Here is a 17,089-nt window from a genome sequence, read left to right as displayed (position 1 = left end):
TTGCTTTAGTGGTAATGGTTATTCAATTTCTTCAAAGTCTATAAACTCCCCTAATTGTTCGGAATCCTTATTCTTTCGTACCGTTTTTTTATCGATACTAATCTCTCCTTCATTAGTATTCTCCTCTTGATTTTGATAGCCTTGAAATTGTTCAAATTTTCCTTTAAAATGTTTTTCTGTCCTTCGCGCAGCATAGCCAAATATTCTCGGACCAAACCATTTAGCAAATAGTTTGAGCATATAGTATACCAGTAGAATTATTAAAATTGTTCTTAAAAAACCCATAATGTCTGTATTCTATATATCAAAAATACAATTCCAACGTTGTATTAACATTACAAAATTCATAAAATAATAATAAAATATACCTGATGTTTCGAGTTATTGAGCTAAATATTCTTAAAAATGCCCTTTTTTTATTGGCATTGTTGACCCCTTTATTAGGTATCTGCCAATATACAGATGTAATTAATTCTAATCGACCAGGTTTATCTGTAAGTGCCTATGCAGTGGGAAAAGGAGTCCCTCAGCTAGAATTGGGATTTTCGTATGAAAAACGGGACCACTCAGATCTGAATTATGATTCAAATATATACGGCCTGGATTTTTCAGTTCGCTATGGCTTGTTATTAGAGAATCTGGAGTTAAATTGGGAAGGGACTTACCAAAATCAGATTATCACATACGACTCCCTGGGGTTTCAAGAATCAAGAACAAATTTTTCAAGAAACCGTCTTGGGGCAAAGTATTTGATCTTTGATCCCTTTAAAGATCCGGAAAGTAACAAACCAAACTTGTACAGTTGGAGAGCCAATAACAAATTTCAATTTAAAAATTTAATCCCGGCAGTCTCTGTATATGCAGGTGCCAATTTTGTTATAGGCGACAACCCATTTTATCCTGCAGACCCTACTTTTTCTCCCAGGGTAATGCTTGCAACTCAGAGTAGACTTACACCCAGATTTGTTTTGATCTCCAATATTTCCTATGATAGAATTGCCACTGATGACCCGGAATTGGGCTATACACTTTCGTTATCCCACGCACTTAGAAATCCTAAATGGAGTGTATTTTTAGAGAACCAGGGCGTTAGCAGTGATCGTTATGCCGATGTATTGTTAAGAGGTGGTGGAGCGTATTTGGTGAATGAAAATTTTCAGGTTGATGCAAATCTTGGTGGCAGCTTCAAGAATTCTCCAAGCAGACTTTTTGTTTCAGTTGGAGCATCATATAGAGTAGATTTACATAAGGACGTCCTGATCCCAATAGAAGATCAGAAGGCTGGTCAAAATGGTGGGGCAATTAAGAAGAATTCTATGCGGAAAAATAAAAAGACTAAAAAAGCTAAAGGGCGGAATAAAGGAAAAGGGGCCGAAGATATAGATTTGGGGCCATCAAAAAAAGATCTAAAAAAGCAGAGAAAAAAAGACAAAAAAAAGAAAACTTCTGACAACGGAGTAATTGACTTCTAAGAAACACTCTTCGATGGGCTGTTTGTGTTTTGTAATAGTGAAAATTGTCTTAAAAATTGATTCCTTCACCAAATATCTCTTATCTTGACCATACAATTATATAGTATGGTAAGGCTCGAAGAAGCTACTACAAAATCGGATTTAAAAAAGTTTATAAAATTTCCTTTTTCCCTTTATAAAAATTCTCCATATTGGGTCCCTCCCCTTATTTCAGATGAACTAGAATCATTTGACAAACAAAAAAACCCCAACTTTAATAATGCAGAAGCCAGGTTTTTTCTTGCCTATAAGAAAAGTGAATTGGTAGGAAGAGTTGCCGCTATTATTAATCGGATAGAGGTAAATGAACAACAAATCTCAAAAATGCGTTTTGGCTGGTTTGATTTTATTGATGACCTGGAGGTTTCAAAAGCATTGCTCGAAAAAGTAGCAGAAATTGGTAAAAACAATAACCTTGATTTTATGGAAGGTCCTGTAGGGTTTTCACATCTGGATAAAGTGGGCGTATTAGTTGAAGGTTTTGATAGTATGGGAACAATGATTACCTGGTACAATCATCCTTATTATAAAAACCATTATGATCACCATGGCTTTATAAAGGAAAAGGAATATATGGAAAATAAATTTCCTGCCAGCAACACCAAGCCTGAACACTTTATTAGAATTCAGGCATTAATAAAAAAGAGGTATGGTTTAAGGGAAATGAATTTTACGAAATCCGCAGATATTATGCCCTGGGCAGATCAGATGTTTGATTTGTTTAATGAGACATATGCAAAGTTATCTTCATTTGTTCCTTTAACTGAAGAGCAAAAAGCATATTTTAAGAATAAATATATTGGTTTAGTTAATCCTGAGTATATAAAGTTTGTAATTGATAGTAATAACAGACTTATAGCATTTGCTATAGTAATGCCTTCATATGGCCCAGCATTGCAAAAATCCAATGGCAGATTGTTTCCACTTGGTTTCCTGTTTCTTTTAAATGCCAAAAAAAATAGCAGAGATGTTATTTTTTACCTGATTGGAGTTCATCCCGAGTATCAGAATAAAGGGGTAACCGCAATAATTATGAACGAATATCACAAAGTTTTTCAGGCAAAAAAAATAAGGAATTGTTACAGAACTCCCGAATTAGAAGAAAATGTGGCCATCCGTCAATTATGGAAGCATTTTGATCCGGAAATTTATAAACGCCGAAGAACCTATAGAAAAGAGTTATAGAAACTTTATATAAAATACTTCAGATACTTTAGGCCTTGCCTTTAAGATAGGTTATTCTCCCATAGCGGCTGCCACAGCAGCAGATAATCTCTTATATGTGCCATTCTGCAAGCGATCTCTTATCGCCGAAAATGCATCCAATGTTACTGCAACATCTTCCAAAGTATGAGTTGTTGTAGGTATCATTCTCAACAAAATCATTCCCTTAGGAATTACCGGATATACGACTATTGAACAAAATATACCATAATTCTCTCTTAAATCCTTGACCAAAGCCATTGCCTCAGGAATACTGCCATTAAGATAAACAGGTGTAACGCAACTTGTGGTCGTCCCAATATCAAAGCCCCTTTCTTTAAGTCCATTTTGCAAGGCATTTACATTTTCCCATAGTTTCTCTCTCAATTCAGGCTTTGAGCGAAGCATATCAAGGCGTTTTAATGCTCCTTTCACATAGATCATCGGAAGTGATTTTGCAAACATTTGAGAGCGCAAGTTATATTTCAAATAATCAATAATTTCCTTATCGGCAGCCAAGAACGCGCCAATTCCTGCCATAGATTTTGCAAATGTTGCAAAATATACATCAATATCGTCCTGAATACCTTGCTCTTCTCCAGCTCCGGCTCCAGTTTTGCCCAGTGTCCCAAAACCGTGGGCATCATCTACCAATAACCTGAAATTATATTCTTTTTTTAGTGCAACAATTTCTTTAAGCTTACCCTGTTCCCCACGCATTCCAAAAACACCTTCAGAGATCACTAGAATTCCACCACCGGTTTGTTCTGCCATTTTAGTAGCGCGCTCCAAATTCTTTTTTAAGCTTTCTATATCGTTATGCACAAATGTAAATCGTTTGCCCATATGCAAACGAACTCCATCTATTATGCAGGCATGGGAATCCACGTCATAAACAATAATATCATCTTTAGAAACAAGGGCATCAATTGTAGATAAAATGCCCTGATAACCAAAATTAAGCAGATAAGAAGATTCTTTATTGACAAAATCAGCTAATTCGTTCTCTAATTGCTCATGAAAATCTGTATGTCCACTCATCATTCGTGCGCCCATGGGATATGCAGCTCCATATTCAGTAGCAGTTTCCCCATCTACCTTTTTAATTTCAGGTAAATTAGCCATTCCCAGGTAATCATTAATACTCCAGGTAATAACTTCTTTTCCCTGAAATTTCATACGGTTTGAAATAGGGCCTTCCAATTTTGGAAAAACAAAATACCCTTCTGCCTGGGATGCCCATTTACCCAAAGGTCCTTTATTCTCAATGATTCTAGCAAATAAATCTTTCATCTGGCCTCGTTTGGTTAGTCCACAAAATTATGGAATTTTGATCACGATTCATAAATTATTTTAATTGGCAAAAAAAAAGGCAACAGTGGGTTACTGTTGCCTTCAATATCGTATTCTAAATTGTTTATTTCACATATTGAACTTGCTGCTCTTCTTCAACATTTTTACTGTCAAAAAAGCCCTGGTCACTCATCCACTGATCATTGTATATCTTACTCATATATCTGGAACCATGATCAGGAAATATAACAACTACATTGCTATCTTTAGTGAATTCGCCCTGGGCACTTAATTGTTTAACTGCCTGCATAACGGCTCCACTAGTATATCCGACAAAAATGCCTTCAGTACAGGAAATTTCCCTTGCGGTGTGAGCACTTTCCTCATCTGTAACTTTGATAAATTCGTCAATAACCTTAAAATCAGTGGCATCAGGAATCAAGTTTTTGCCTAGACCTTCTATTCTATAGGGATAAATTTCATCATTATCGAATTCCCCGGTTTCATGAAACTTCTTCAAAACAGATCCATAAGCATCAACTCCTATAATCCTAATATTCGGGTTTTGCTCCTTTAAAAATCGGGCAGTACCCGAAATAGTACCACCTGTACCACTACAGGCTATCAAATGAGTAATATTACCATTTGTTTGTTCCCATATTTCAGGACCGGTGGTTTTATAATGTGCTAGTATATTTAGTGCATTATAATATTGATTAATATAGACAGATCCCTTAATTTCTTCATGCAGGCGTTTTGCAACCTGATAATATGATCTGGGATCATCCGCACTTACGTGAGCAGGACAAACATATACTTTTGCACCCATAGAACGGAGCATATCAATTTTGTCCTTCGAAGACTTGGAACTAACAGCCAGTACGCATTCGTAGCCTTTTATAATACTCACCATCGCAATACTAAAACCTGTATTCCCGGAAGTAGTCTCAATAATTGTATTACCTGGCTCAAGAACGCCGTTTTTTTCTGCCTCATCAATAATATATGAGGCTATTCTATCTTTAGAGGAGTGCCCCGGATTGAAGGCTTCAATCTTTGCGTAAAAATTGCCTGTTAGCGGTGAAGTAATCTGGTTTAGCTTAACGAGTGGAGTGTTCCCTATTAAATCAAGGATCGAGTTATGAGCATTTATCTTATTATCCATAAAGAAAGGTTAGTTAAATATTTCTTTTTTAATAGATTCTAATCTGGCGACAAAATTACTATATTTTTTTTTATTCACCCGTTTTACCTTCTAAATCTATTAGAAAACTATATTCTTTAGCAGTTTCCTTCAATGCCTCAAATCTTCCGGAGGCTCCCCCATGCCCGGCATCCATATCGGTATAAAGAAAGAGTTCATTCTTATCTGTTTTAAAAGCTCTGAGTTTTGCGACCCATTTAGTTGGTTCCCAATATTGAACCTGAGAATCATGTAATCCAGTGGTTACAAGCATATTAGGGTAATCTTGTGCGACAACATTATCATATGGCGAGTAAGATTTCATATAGTCATAGTACTCTTTCTTATTTGGATCACCCCATTCATCAAATTCTCCGGTAGTTAAGGGGATTGAATCATCCAGCATCGTTGTAATAACATCTACAAAAGGAACCGCCGCTATCACCCCCTTATAAAGACCAGGAGCCATATTAACGATTGCACCCATAAGCAAACCACCGGCAGAACCGCCATAAGCATATAAATGCTCTTTACTGGTATATTTTTTTTCAATCAAAAATTTGGAACAATCAATAAAATCTGTGAAAGTATTTTTTTTGTTCAGGAGTTTTCCTTCTTCATACCAAGGCCTGCCAAGATATTCTCCACCCCGCACATGTGCAATAGCATAAACAAAACCTCTGTCTAAAAGGCTTAACCTAACAGTTGAAAAATAAGGATCTGAGGTACTGCCGTATGAACCATAGGCATATTGTAAAAGCGGACTATTTCCGTCTAATTTGGTGTCTTTGTGATAAATCAAAGAGATAGGTACTTTTGCACCATCGCGTGCTGTTGCCCATATTCGTTCCGAACGATAATTCTCTTTTTTAAATTTACCTCCTAATACTTCTTGTTCTTTTTTAATTTCCTTCACCTTAGTACTCATATTGAAATCAATTATGGCATATGGCGAAGTCATTGAATTAAATACATAACGAAAAATATCCGTATCAAAATCAGGGTTTGTATAAGGATATGCAACATAAGTTTCATTATCAAATGGAATATAATAGCTGTCAGAATCATCCCATTTTGTAATCTTTAGTTTATTAAGGCCATTATCGCGTTCTGTGAGGACATAGTAATCCTTGAATATTTCAATATCCTGAAGGAGAATATCGGGCCTGTGTGAAATAAATTCTTCCCAATTTTCAGAAGATGTATTTTTCTCATCAGCCTTCATTAATTTGAAATTGGTAGCTTCATCTTTATTTGTGAGAATATAAAAATTGTTTTCAAAATGATAAATAGAATACTCCAAGCCTCTTTCTCTTTCCGAGAATAATTTAAAAGCCCCATTGGGGTTGTCAGCATTAAGTATTTGAAATTCAGATGTTAACGTACTATATGAAGCAATGATTATATATTTCTTGGATTTTGATTTGTAGACAAACGTATTGAAGGTATCATCCTGCTCATGAAATATTAATTCATCTTCCTCACTTGGATGGCCCAGAACATGCTTGTATATCTTGTCAGATCTCAAAGTAACCGGATCTTTCTTTGTGTAAAATAATGTTTTATTGTCATTCGCCCAGACTGCACTTCCGGTAGTATTATCTATCTTATCAGGATAAATTTCACCCGTTTCAAGGTTTTTTATCTGAATGTGGTATTGTCTTCTGCTTATTGTATCCGTACCAAATGCTGCGAGTTTGTTATTCGGACTAACAGTAACACCTCTAAGGTCATAATATTCATGCCCCTCTGCAAGTTCATTACAATTGAAAATTATTTCTTCAACCGATTCAAGGTTGCCTATTTTTCGGGAATAGATTGGGTATTCCTTCGCAATTTCATACCTTGTTATGTACCAATAACCATTTAGTTTGTACGGCAAGGAAGAATCATCTTCCTTTATTCGTCCTTTCATTTCCTCAAACAATTCCTCCTGGAAAGATTTGGTATGATTGGTAAGGGCGTTGTAATAATTATTTTCTTCTTCCAAATAAGCCAGTACCTCCTTGTTGTCCCTTTGGTTTAGCCACAAATAGTCATCTACGCGTATATCGTCATGCTTTTCTAATTTGACAGGTATTCTTTTAGCCGTGGGGGCGTTCATTACTTCCATATTTTGATTTTGATTCTGGCATGAAACGGCCATGATAAGAATAATTAATAAAACGATTCTCCTTTTAAGAAAGTATATCACTAAAACTAATTTTAAAGGGCACAATTTAGTAATTTTGATTTTAGCAACACTAAATAGAACAATATGTTTGGAGACTTAATGGGAATGATGGGAAAACTAAAAGAAACCCAGGAAAAGGTAAAAGCCACTAAAGAAAAATTAAATTCAGTTATACTTGAAGAAAAATCGTCCGACAACCTTCTTTCCGTAACCATCACGGCTAATAGAACTTTAAAGGCCATTGCTATAAATGATCATCTCCTAAAGGACAAGGAACAATTGGAGGATTATCTGGTCCTTACCCTAAACAAGGCTATAGAAAAAGCGACTGAAATAAATGAAGCAGAATTAGCCGCAGTAGCTAAAGAAGGAATGCCTGATATTCCAGGTATGGATTCCTTTTTCAAATAAATATATATTGACATTATCAAAAATTGTCAACGTAAATAAGCTTCTCCGAATAGTTAATTAAGTATGAAAGTTGGTTGATTTTTAATACATTTAAGAAAAAACTCACTTTATGATAAAGATTAATAAGGAGGAAAACAACACCTATAATTTCTCTCTAAACACCCCCAGTGGTAATGCGCTGTTTTATAGTGTTGGGTTTTCAAGTAAAGAAGAGATTAAGAATGTTGTTAGTGGTTTGAATCTGCTCGATAAACAACAATATATTTTTGAGCGTAAGACCGACCATGCTGGAAATTTCCTTTTTAACCTAAAGGATAAAAAGGGGCAGCTCATAGGCAATAGCCAGCTTTATGGGTCAGAGGCAGGAATGGAGAACGGCATAAAAAACCTTAAAAAAAGAATAGCTGCCCTAAACAAGCCTGAAAACTTATAGCGTTTTTAAAGTTTTTAGTAAAGTTTCGTGCATATGATCAGTGTAGTCCATATGAGTTACCATGCGTAATTTACCATTTCCCATACCAATTATAGAAATGTCTTTTTTGTGAAGTTTTAGAATAAAATCCTCTACGCTTAAATACTCTTCATCTATTTCAAAGATTATAATATTGGTCTCTAAAGGCTCCACTTTCTTAGTAAATGGTAAGCTTTTAAGTAGTGTACCAATTTCTTTTGCTTTTTTATGATCGTCTGCAAGACGGTCAATTTGGTTATCCAGCGCATAAATGCCAGCCGCAGCCATAAAACCAGCCTGTCGCATACCCCCACCCAATATTTTTCTAATGCGCAAGGCTCTATCTATCAAATCTTTATCACCTACTAAAACGGAACCCACCGGGCATCCCAGTCCCTTACTAAGGCAAACACTAATGGTGTCAAATAATTCCCCATACTGCTTTGCAGTTTCCCCTTTTTCAATCAAAGCATTCCATATCCTGGCCCCATCCATATGATACGCCAGACCATGCTTTTGACAAACTTCTTTAATACGAACCAGTTCAGAAAAATTCCAACACGCTCCTCCACCTTTATTGGTAGTGTTTTCTGCGCAAACTAAAGAAGTCAAAGGGCTATGGTAAAAATCAGGCGGGTTTATCGCCTCTTCAACCTGTTGAGAGGTCATCATACCTCGATGACCATCAATTAATTTACAGGAAACACCACTATTAAAACTTACTCCCCCACCCTCATAATTATAGACATGGGCATACTTATCACAAATCAATTGATCCCCTGGTTTGGTGTGAAGTTTTATTGCAGTTTGATTTGTCATTGTGCCACTGGGGAAAAACAATGCAGCTTCCCTGCTAAACAAATTAGCTACCTTTTCTTCCAGCCTGTTAACTGTTGGATCAGCCTTAAAAACATCATCACCTACATCTGCAGACATCATGGCATCTAACATGCCGGGTGAAGGTTTGGTAACCGTATCACTAATTAAATTTATTTTCATAGACCTTTTAATGTATCATCTAATTCATACAATCCATACCAATTGGAGATCCGTCTGGTATTTTAGAAACTTCTATAACCTTGAATTTATCGGGTTCGCTATAAAAGTAATTAACCCTTCTTATCATTTCCATGGCATCTACGTTATTCTTGCTAGATTGTAAAGATGTTTTAATTGATTTAAGCTTGTGATTTGCTATGGCGTTTACCTGGGGATGTACACCTTTATGGCCTGCCAGATTCATAATATGAAAAAGTACGCGGTAATTAATTGATTTCTGGACCTCATTGAAATATGGATCTTTCAGGGTTTTTTCAATCGTATTTTGAACTAGCTGACTAAGAACATATTCCAGTCCAATTTGCTGGGTATCTAAACTTTTTTGCTGTATTAATCTCGACGCTCTTTCAGGATGTAACAATAAGGCTAAGGTCATATCTGAGGCTGTTTCAGGGGCAGAGAGCGCATCAAAAGTAACTCCTGTCCTACCAACAATAGACTCACGGTTTCTAGGGTAACCGATGGCTCTTGGTGGAAATAATGATAATTTTTCCTTTGGGATGGCTATCACATTCGCATCCAATGTTTCCAACAGCACCTTAAGTGCCTTAATCTGCGAACTTTTATCAAGGATTTCAACTGTTTTCTGACCATCGCCTTTAACAGCATAGTTATAGTCGAGCCCACCAATCAATTTAGCCACAGCTTCTGTCTGATATCTGTGAAAAAAATAAAGGGGAGCAAAAACATCTTCCAAAACTGAATTTGGTTCATTTTTACGAATGTTGTCTATAGAAAAGTTTCCAATAGCAATTTCCCTGACATTCAAAACGTTTTGCAGTTCTGCACTGGCACTCTTTCCGTTATCCCATAAATGCGCCAAGGTATGTGCTCCACCAAAAGGCCGGGCATCCTGATCGGATATAAAGCGAAGTCCTTTGACGGCGGCCTCTGCCAGTATCTTATTCAGAGCTTGCTTTTCGTCAGTTCCCTTTGCAAATTCTGAATAGGAGTAGGCAACAGTAGTTTTGTCCCATTCCCCAATTCCGGTGTCATAAGCCTCTGAAAAATCTATTTCCCCATTTACAATTTTAAACTGAGGATGCGGATAATCCATTACCGAAGCTCTTTGATTCGTACTTGCGGCAAAATTATGTGTAAACCCAAGTGTATGACCAATTTCGTGAGCAGACAATTGCCTTATTCGTGCCAAAGCCAATTCAAGCATCACATTATAATTATCATCCCTTTCTTCAAAAGGTTTATTCGTCAAGGCCTGCGCTATTAAAAAATCCTGCCTGATCCTTAAACTACCCAAACTTACGTGTCCTTTAATTATCTCACCCGTCCTGGGGTCTGTAATACTACTGCCATAACTCCAACCTCTTGTAGAACGGTGCACCCATTGAATAACATTATATCTTACATCTAAAGGATCAGCATCATCTGGCAATATTTTTAACTGAAACGCATCTTTATAGCCTATTGCTTCAAAAGCCTGGTTCCACCATATGCCGCCTTCTAATAAGGCCGTTCTTACAGGTTCGGGGGTACCGTTGTCCAAATAATATATAATAGGTTCTACGGCCTCACTCTCTTCAGCCTCTGGATTCTTTTTAGACAAACGGTGTCTGGTAATAAATCGCTTGAGAATAGGTTCCTGCACAGGTGTGGCATAATCATAATATGAAAACGGGTACGAACCACTTCTGGGATCAAAAACCCTTTCTTTATAGTTTGCATCAGGCAGCTCAATAAATGAATGGTGTTGCGCCACGGTTACCAAATTTGGGTTGGGAGAAACTGATCTGATAAAATTACCCTTGGAATCGCCTTTAAAGGTAAGTGTGACATCAAACTCAACATTTTTTGGAAATGCCCTTGTTCTCTCGAGTGCCATGGCGCTTTTACTCTTATCAAGAGTGTAAGATCCCTGCTCTTTTTGCTTAAGCCTTTTTGCCACCCCATGAGCATCCTGAATTAAAAAATCGCTGATATCAATAATATATTTACCTGTAGACTCTTCCACTATTTTAAAACCGAAAAGCACCGATTTGGCGAAAGCCTGATCCACAGATTTTTTTTCCAGGTCATTGTTGGTAATTGCCCTGTATTTTAAGTTTGGTTGAACAAGGAGCAGTTTATTTCCTGTCTTCTTAAAATATACAACTTGCTCATTTCCAAGTTGTCCCCTGTCTAAACCTATATCGTTACTTCCAATTCCACTACTTAAGGAATACACATAAAGAAAAGGCTTTTCAAGTTCATCAATCTCCAGGTAAATCTTATCACTGCTTCCATCATAATAGAAATCATAAAACCCTTCATGCTTTTGAAAGGCTTTACTCTTTTCGGTAAATTGTGCATTTATTAAAGAACAATAAAAAAGAGATAGAAAAAAAGTATAAAAATAATTTTTCATCATGGTGTTGGTTGAATTTTTAAATTTATACAAAATTGATTGCACAACCATACTTTAGCTTTATTTTTGATGAAAATTCAATTTAATGACAACATCAGATCAACATAAAGATCTTATAGAACGCCTTGGCGCGTTGAGGAGGTATCTTTGACATTGATGCCAAACTAATAGAAATAGAAAACGAAGAAGAAAAAACTCTGGCTCCTGACTTTTGGGACGATCCCCAATCTGCACAGAAACAAATGAAACTTGTACAATCCAAAAAAAAATGGGTTACCGATTTCAAAGCCGCAGAGGATTTCGTAAATGACCTGGAAATCCTTTTGGAATTTGCAAAGGAAGGGGAAGTATCTGATGAGGAGGTAACACATCAATACAATACTTCACTAGAGGCCATAGAAAATCTAGAATTCAGAAACATGCTTTCTGAAGAAGGAGATGAAATGACTGCAGTTCTTCAAATTACTGCAGGTGCAGGAGGAACGGAAAGTTGTGACTGGGCCGCCATGCTTATGAGAATGTACATGATGTGGAGTGAAAAAAATGGTTTCAGGATAAAGGAACTCAATTATCAGGAAGGTGATGTGGCAGGTATTAAGACTGTTACTTTAGAAATTGATGGTGAATTTGCATTTGGTTGGTTGAAAGGAGAAAATGGCGTTCACAGGCTTGTGCGCATCTCTCCATTTGATAGTAATGCCAAGAGGCATACCTCTTTTGCTTCTGTATATGTTTACCCCTTGGTTGATGACAGCATTGAAATAGAAATAAATCCATCGGATATTGAAATTACTACTTCCAGGTCTAGCGGAGCAGGCGGACAGAATGTGAACAAAGTGGAAACAAAAGTACAGTTAGTGCATAAGCCTACTGGCATTCAAATTTCATGTTCTGATTCCAGGTCGCAACACGATAATAGAGCTACAGCACTTAAGATGTTAAAATCTCAGCTTTATGAGATTGAATTGCGCAAGAAACAGGAAGCCCGAAGCGAAATAGAATCTTCAAAAATGAAGATAGAATGGGGCTCGCAGATCAGGAATTATGTAATGCACCCTTACAAATTGGTCAAAGACGTTCGCACAGGAAGAGAAACGGGTAATGTGGACGCTGTAATGGATGGGCAAATTGATGAATTTCTAAAGGCTTATCTAATGACCATGGGGCAAAAGGAAGTTTAGTTGAATCTTTTATGATTATGAAACATTAGAAAACAATAATTCGCCAACAATGATAAAAATATATCACAATTCCAGATGCCGCAAATCCCGGGAGGGTCTGGCAATAGTTGAATCTTCCGGAAAAGATTTTGAAATCATCAACTATCTTGAGGAAGTTCCCTCAAAGCAGGAGTTGAGCAAAGTCTTAGACTATTTGTCTTTAAGTCCTCTTCAATTGGTACGTAAAAATGAAACAATATGGAAAGAAAAGTTTAAAGGAAAAATTCTATCTGATGAAGAGATTATTGATGCCATGATAAAATACCCCAAATTAATTGAACGTCCAATAGTAATAAAAGGAGATAAAGCTGTTATTGGCAGACCCTCCGCAAGTATAATAGAATTGTTAGGGCAGTAGGGGAAATTTTCAAGCCCCATTTCTACATTATGGTAAGTTTTGATTTATATTGTAATTTTGTTTAAGGTCATAGCGGTTTTAACTTTCATTTAACCGCTTAAGAATAATCCTTGGCTTAATTTTACTAAATATTGAAAAAGAATGAAGTTCAACATTAAATATATCGGCTTAGTGTTTTTATTCGTACTATTTGTAATTCCAGAAGCAACTGCTCAATATGGTTATAATAATGGCTATAATAGGAATTCCAGACGAAATAGTCCAATCCCCCGCATGGAGGAACCTCAAAGTAAACCTGAAAATCTTACTGCCGAAGAAATAGTAGGTAGAGAAATGCCAAAAATCATAGAGGCCTTAGAACTAAATGACTTTGAGCAAGCTGTGGTTTCTTCTATCCTTACCAAGTATGTGCAACAAAGCATTGAACTTCAAATTTTAAAATTGCCTGCAGATAAAACTAGAGAAGCATCTGAAAAAATACGGGAAAATCAAAAAGAGGAGTTAAAGGCAGGTCTTCCGGAAGATAAATTCAACCAACTGGTCGAACTACAAAAGCAAGGGTATAATAAGATAAAAAAACAAAAGAAAAAGAAAAAGAAAAACAAAGATAAAAAGAATTCTGAGGGTTAAGGAATTTAGGCATCAACAAGTAAACTATAAAGGCCCTTGTACAAGTCTAGACTAAAATGAAAATATCTGAGTTATGTTAATTCCCGATCGGCGTTGTCAAATGAAAAAAAAAGAGCTACAATACTTACAATTTAATTTAAAAGAAAAGCTCTAACCAACTAATATTTGTAGGCATCTTATTCCTTTTGATGCTTAATATTAAACTACACCGTTAGAAGTATTCTCAAAATACCATACGCCAATTACCTAATCATTCCATCGAAGAACATTTGCGCTGATTTAAAACCTAAGCCTGCTGTTCACTGCACTCCTTATGTCGTTCAAAGAAGATTGTTTCTTGTTTTGCCATATTAATCACAACTTTGAACTAAGAAAATTAAATTCTATAGGTTGATTTATAATGGAGATATATCAATTTTTGAGAATAATTAAAAATATGAAAAGAAAAAACGGGCAAAACATGCGTAATTACCATATGGTAATACCAATTGCCCTAATCTGTTTATTTATCCATTTATCTTTACATTCTCAAAGACCAGATCCAATTAATATTACAGGAACTGTTATCGATTCGGATGCAGGTGAGCCCCTGGAATACGCTACCCTAGTTCTTCAGTCAATACGAAATCCCGAACGTGTTACAGGTGGATTAACTGATGCTAATGGTCAGTTTAATGTGGAAACTTTCCCTGGACAATACAATGTGCGAATAGAACATATTTCCTATAAAACATATGACCTAAAAACTCAAAACTTTCGCGTATCAACTGATCTGGGAACCATAGAGCTACAAATAGATGTGGAGCAATTGGAAGAAGTAGAAGTAATTGGGGAAAGGACTACAATAGAACTTCGTCTCGATAAGAAAATATACAATGTAGGCCAGGATCTTACGGTAAGAGGTGGATCCGTGACAGATGTTTTGGACAATATCCCTTCCGTAACTGTAGATGTCGAGGGAAATATTAGCTTAAGAGGAAATGAAAGTGTAAGGATCCTGATAAATGGGAAGCCTTCTGCCCTATCTGGAATTAATCCAGAAACATTACAACAATTACCGGCAGAAACCATTGAAAAAGTAGAAGTGATAACAAACCCTTCAGCGCGCTATGATGCCGAGGGTACTGGCGGTATCATTAATATAATACTCAAACAGGGAAAAAATTCTGGCTTAAACGGATCTGTCAATCTATTTGCCGGTTACCCTGATAATTATGGAGGTGCCCTCAGCTTAAATCTAAGACGTAAGAAATTCAATTTCTTTATTAATACAACTTATCGTTACAGAAATGCTCCGGGTAATGCATTGTATGAACAGGAAAACTTCAATCCGGATGGAACTACAGCTAGTTTTCAAGATGAAATACGGGAATACCAAAGAGAAAGGAACGGATTCAATAACAATTTTGGTTTTGAATTATTCATAAACCCGACCATGAGTATTACAAATTCATTTGTCTACAGGTCCTCAAACGGCGACAACACAGTGGATATTGATTTTTTTAATTTTGACGCCAACGGGAATCCCACTGTACAAAGAAATAGATTTACGGCCGAAGGTGAAGATGAAAACGACATACAGTATTCGTTTAATTTTTTGAAAAAATTCGATGATAAAGGCCATGAAATGGTAATTGATTATCAATATTCAACTGGCTCTGAAATTGAAAACTCGATTATTAACGAAATTGTAATTGGCGAAAATGATGAACTTCCCACAGAACAAACTATTAATGATGAAGCACAAATAAACCAGCTTATTCAAATGGAATATGTGCTTCCATTTAGCAAGGACAAGCAATCACAATTTGAATTGGGTTACAGGGGTACTTTTAATACATTTGATACAGATTTTAAATTCGGAATATTAGAGGAAGGAAATTTAATCAGTGATCCCAATTTTAGCAACCGGCTTATATATACAGAAAATATAAATGCCGCATACGTTCAGTTAGGTAGAAAGTTTAAGAAGTTTAATATTCTGGGAGGCTTGCGAATGGAGGCCTCTGATATCGGAATTGAATTGGTCACTACAAATGAAATAAATAATAAAAACTATGTAGATTGGTTTCCTTCTATTTTTATTGGTTATGATTTTTCTGAATTGGATAAGATAAATATTAGTTATAGCAGAAGATTGAGAAGGCCCCGGTCGCGTTTTATCAATCCTTTTCCCTCGAGATCGAGCAATACAAATTTGTTTCTGGGTAATCCGGATTTAAATCCAACTTATTCCAATGTTTTTGATATTGAGTACCTAAAACGATGGGATAAGGTAACCTTAACTGCTTCAGCGTATTACAATTATTCTACAGGTGTATTTCAATTTATAACACTGGAGACAGGAGATTTTGTTGAAATTGAAAACCCGGATGACCCTGACAAGCCCGTTTTTGTTCCTGTACAAGTTAGAACTCCTATAAATCTTGCAACAGACACTCGTTATGGAATGGAATTTACAACCATCTACGTTCCTAAAAGAAATTGGCGCTTTACATTAAATTTTAATGTTTTTAATCAGCAATTACGAGGAGACTATACTTATACCAATTCTCAGCAAGAGGAAATAACTCAAATTTTTGATGCAGATAACCTGGCTTGGTTCAGCAGGTTTAGTGCAAAAATTCCGCTTCCAGGTAAAATAGATTTTCAGGCGAATCTATTTTATAGGGGGCCAACGGAAAATGCACAAAGCAAGAGAAAAGGTATTTTGAGTACTAATTTGGCTTTTAGTAAAGACATAATTAAAGACAAGGCTACACTTTCGCTCAATGTAAGTGATCTTTTAAACAGCAGAAAAAGAAGAAGTGAAACCCGTACGGATAATGTATTTACCTATAGTGAATTTCAATGGCGGGAAAGACAAATTACATTGTCCTTTTTATATCGCTTCAATCAAAAAAAGAACCAAAGAAATGGGAACAGAAGAAGAAATGGTAATGGAGATGATTTTGAATTTGAAGGATCTTAAAATCAAATACAACTAAAATATAAAGAAGCCAGACGGCTTCTTTTTTTATTCGCTACGTTGGGCTCTTTTCGCTTCACGTTTTTCTTTCCATATTTCTATAAGATTGCCCCCCAGCCAATATGGAACGATAAATAATAATAATAACATCATTAACCAAAAACCTATGGTAATAACGGTGAAAAAGGCTAAAAGCCCCAAATATTGATCAAATTCGAACATACTATTATTCTTTGGAACACAAAGATACTTTGAAAATGGTAATTT

The 17,089-nt window shown here is 36.1% G+C and carries 15 protein-coding genes; 8 read left to right on the top strand and 7 right to left on the bottom strand.

All coding sequences use genetic code 11. The annotated features are described in order from the left end of the window. Positions 1-18: 18 nt before the first annotated feature. Positions 19-285: a DUF4834 family protein gene (locus tag ABJH90_RS01555; protein WP_348141811.1), complete on the bottom strand. Its 267-nt coding sequence runs from the start codon at positions 283-285 to the stop codon at positions 19-21. An 86-nt stretch (positions 286-371) separates the two neighbouring features. Here ABJH90_RS01555 and ABJH90_RS01550 point away from each other — a divergent pair, with 86 nt between their 5' ends. Together ABJH90_RS01550 and ABJH90_RS01545 are read left to right on the top strand one after the other, a co-directional pair. Then, positions 372-1,472: a transporter gene (locus tag ABJH90_RS01550; RefSeq protein WP_348141810.1), complete on the top strand. Its 1,101-nt coding sequence runs from the start codon at positions 372-374 to the stop codon at positions 1,470-1,472. Positions 1,473-1,577: 105 nt separating this feature from the next. Continuing rightward, on the top strand, positions 1,578-2,696 hold the full coding sequence (locus ABJH90_RS01545; protein ID WP_348142781.1) for a GTP cyclohydrolase: 1,119 nt from the start codon (positions 1,578-1,580) through the stop codon (positions 2,694-2,696). A 51-nt stretch (positions 2,697-2,747) separates the two neighbouring features. Here the strand turns inward: ABJH90_RS01545 and ABJH90_RS01540 are convergent, their stop codons facing one another. The 3 genes from ABJH90_RS01540 to ABJH90_RS01530 form a co-directional block, all read right to left on the bottom strand. Then, the gene (locus ABJH90_RS01540; RefSeq protein WP_348141809.1) at positions 2,748-4,007 is read right to left on the bottom strand and encodes an aminotransferase class I/II-fold pyridoxal phosphate-dependent enzyme; all 1,260 of its coding nucleotides are present in this window, start codon (positions 4,005-4,007) and stop codon (positions 2,748-2,750) included. 124 nt (positions 4,008-4,131) lie between these two features. Continuing rightward, the gene (locus ABJH90_RS01535; RefSeq protein WP_348141808.1) at positions 4,132-5,172 is read right to left on the bottom strand and encodes a cysteine synthase family protein; all 1,041 of its coding nucleotides are present in this window, start codon (positions 5,170-5,172) and stop codon (positions 4,132-4,134) included. A gap of 70 nt (positions 5,173-5,242) precedes the next feature. Continuing rightward, a complete protein-coding gene (locus tag ABJH90_RS01530; RefSeq protein ID WP_348141807.1) occupies positions 5,243-7,336 on the bottom strand; it encodes a S9 family peptidase in 2,094 nt (697 codons plus the stop codon). 111 nt (positions 7,337-7,447) lie between these two features. Here ABJH90_RS01530 and ABJH90_RS01525 point away from each other — a divergent pair, with 111 nt between their 5' ends. Both ABJH90_RS01525 and ABJH90_RS01520 read left to right on the top strand, forming a co-directional pair. After that, entirely contained in the window at positions 7,448-7,774 is a 327-nt protein-coding gene (locus tag ABJH90_RS01525) for a YbaB/EbfC family nucleoid-associated protein (RefSeq protein ID WP_348141806.1), read from the top strand. Positions 7,775-7,883: 109 nt separating this feature from the next. Continuing rightward, positions 7,884-8,207 (top strand): YegP family protein, encoded by a 324-nt coding sequence (locus ABJH90_RS01520; protein ID WP_348141805.1) that lies wholly within the window; start codon positions 7,884-7,886, stop codon positions 8,205-8,207. Here ABJH90_RS01520 and ABJH90_RS01515 read toward each other — a convergent pair. Together ABJH90_RS01515 and ABJH90_RS01510 are read right to left on the bottom strand one after the other, a co-directional pair. Next, on the bottom strand, positions 8,202-9,224 hold the full coding sequence (locus tag ABJH90_RS01515; RefSeq protein ID WP_348141804.1) for a GntG family PLP-dependent aldolase: 1,023 nt from the start codon (positions 9,222-9,224) through the stop codon (positions 8,202-8,204). The genes ABJH90_RS01520 and ABJH90_RS01515 overlap by 6 nt on opposite strands. Before the next feature lie 19 nt (positions 9,225-9,243). Beyond that, positions 9,244-11,646 (bottom strand): zinc-dependent metalloprotease, encoded by a 2,403-nt coding sequence (locus ABJH90_RS01510; protein ID WP_348141803.1) that lies wholly within the window; start codon positions 11,644-11,646, stop codon positions 9,244-9,246. 85 nt (positions 11,647-11,731) lie between these two features. Between ABJH90_RS01510 and prfB the strand changes: the two genes are divergently transcribed. From prfB to ABJH90_RS01490, 4 genes are all read left to right on the top strand, one after another. Further along, a protein-coding gene (gene prfB, locus ABJH90_RS01505) for a peptide chain release factor 2 (RefSeq protein WP_348141802.1) occupies positions 11,732-12,827 on the top strand; the annotation gives its coding sequence in 2 pieces (ribosomal slippage) (positions 11,732-11,794 and positions 11,796-12,827; 1,095 coding nt in all). Positions 12,828-12,876: 49 nt separating this feature from the next. Further along, positions 12,877-13,224 carry an arsenate reductase (glutaredoxin) gene (arsC, locus tag ABJH90_RS01500; RefSeq protein ID WP_348141801.1) on the top strand — a complete coding sequence of 116 codons (348 nt, stop codon included), beginning with the start codon at positions 12,877-12,879 and terminating at the stop codon, positions 13,222-13,224. Between the two features lie 141 nt (positions 13,225-13,365). Beyond that, the gene (locus ABJH90_RS01495; protein ID WP_348141800.1) at positions 13,366-13,854 is read left to right on the top strand and encodes a hypothetical protein; all 489 of its coding nucleotides are present in this window, start codon (positions 13,366-13,368) and stop codon (positions 13,852-13,854) included. A 436-nt stretch (positions 13,855-14,290) separates the two neighbouring features. Then, entirely contained in the window at positions 14,291-16,825 is a 2,535-nt protein-coding gene (locus tag ABJH90_RS01490; RefSeq protein WP_348141799.1) for an outer membrane beta-barrel protein, read from the top strand. Between the two features lie 45 nt (positions 16,826-16,870). Here the strand turns inward: ABJH90_RS01490 and ABJH90_RS01485 are convergent, their stop codons facing one another. Continuing rightward, on the bottom strand, positions 16,871-17,044 hold the full coding sequence (locus ABJH90_RS01485) for a hypothetical protein (protein WP_348141798.1): 174 nt from the start codon (positions 17,042-17,044) through the stop codon (positions 16,871-16,873). Positions 17,045-17,089 lie beyond the last annotated feature (45 nt).

The organism is Eudoraea sp. (assembly GCF_039969275.1).
GTDB lineage: Bacteria > Bacteroidota > Bacteroidia > Flavobacteriales > Flavobacteriaceae > Eudoraea.
This window is presented reverse-complemented; position numbering and strand designations above follow the sequence as displayed.

Excerpts from the sequence above, each read along its gene's own strand:
- ABJH90_RS01535 (WP_348141808.1), bottom strand. The coding sequence starts at position 5,172 with ATGGATAATAAGATAAATGCTCATAACTCGATCCTTGATTTAATAGGG.
- ABJH90_RS01545 (WP_348142781.1), top strand. The coding sequence starts at position 1,578 with ATGGTAAGGCTCGAAGAAGCTACTACAAAATCGGATTTAAAAAAGTTT.
- ABJH90_RS01550 (WP_348141810.1), top strand. The coding sequence starts at position 372 with ATGTTTCGAGTTATTGAGCTAAATATTCTTAAAAATGCCCTTTTTTTA.
- ABJH90_RS01525 (WP_348141806.1), top strand. The coding sequence starts at position 7,448 with ATGTTTGGAGACTTAATGGGAATGATGGGAAAACTAAAAGAAACCCAG.
- arsC (WP_348141801.1), top strand. The coding sequence starts at position 12,877 with ATGATAAAAATATATCACAATTCCAGATGCCGCAAATCCCGGGAGGGT.
- ABJH90_RS01555 (WP_348141811.1), bottom strand. The coding sequence starts at position 285 with ATGGGTTTTTTAAGAACAATTTTAATAATTCTACTGGTATACTATATG.
- ABJH90_RS01515 (WP_348141804.1), bottom strand. The coding sequence starts at position 9,224 with ATGAAAATAAATTTAATTAGTGATACGGTTACCAAACCTTCACCCGGC.
- ABJH90_RS01485 (WP_348141798.1), bottom strand. The coding sequence starts at position 17,044 with ATGTTCGAATTTGATCAATATTTGGGGCTTTTAGCCTTTTTCACCGTT.
- ABJH90_RS01510 (WP_348141803.1), bottom strand. The coding sequence starts at position 11,646 with ATGAAAAATTATTTTTATACTTTTTTTCTATCTCTTTTTTATTGTTCT.
- ABJH90_RS01530 (WP_348141807.1), bottom strand. The coding sequence starts at position 7,336 with ATGGCCGTTTCATGCCAGAATCAAAATCAAAATATGGAAGTAATGAAC.
- ABJH90_RS01495 (WP_348141800.1), top strand. The coding sequence starts at position 13,366 with ATGAAGTTCAACATTAAATATATCGGCTTAGTGTTTTTATTCGTACTA.
- ABJH90_RS01520 (WP_348141805.1), top strand. The coding sequence starts at position 7,884 with ATGATAAAGATTAATAAGGAGGAAAACAACACCTATAATTTCTCTCTA.
- ABJH90_RS01490 (WP_348141799.1), top strand. The coding sequence starts at position 14,291 with ATGAAAAGAAAAAACGGGCAAAACATGCGTAATTACCATATGGTAATA.
- ABJH90_RS01540 (WP_348141809.1), bottom strand. The coding sequence starts at position 4,007 with ATGAAAGATTTATTTGCTAGAATCATTGAGAATAAAGGACCTTTGGGT.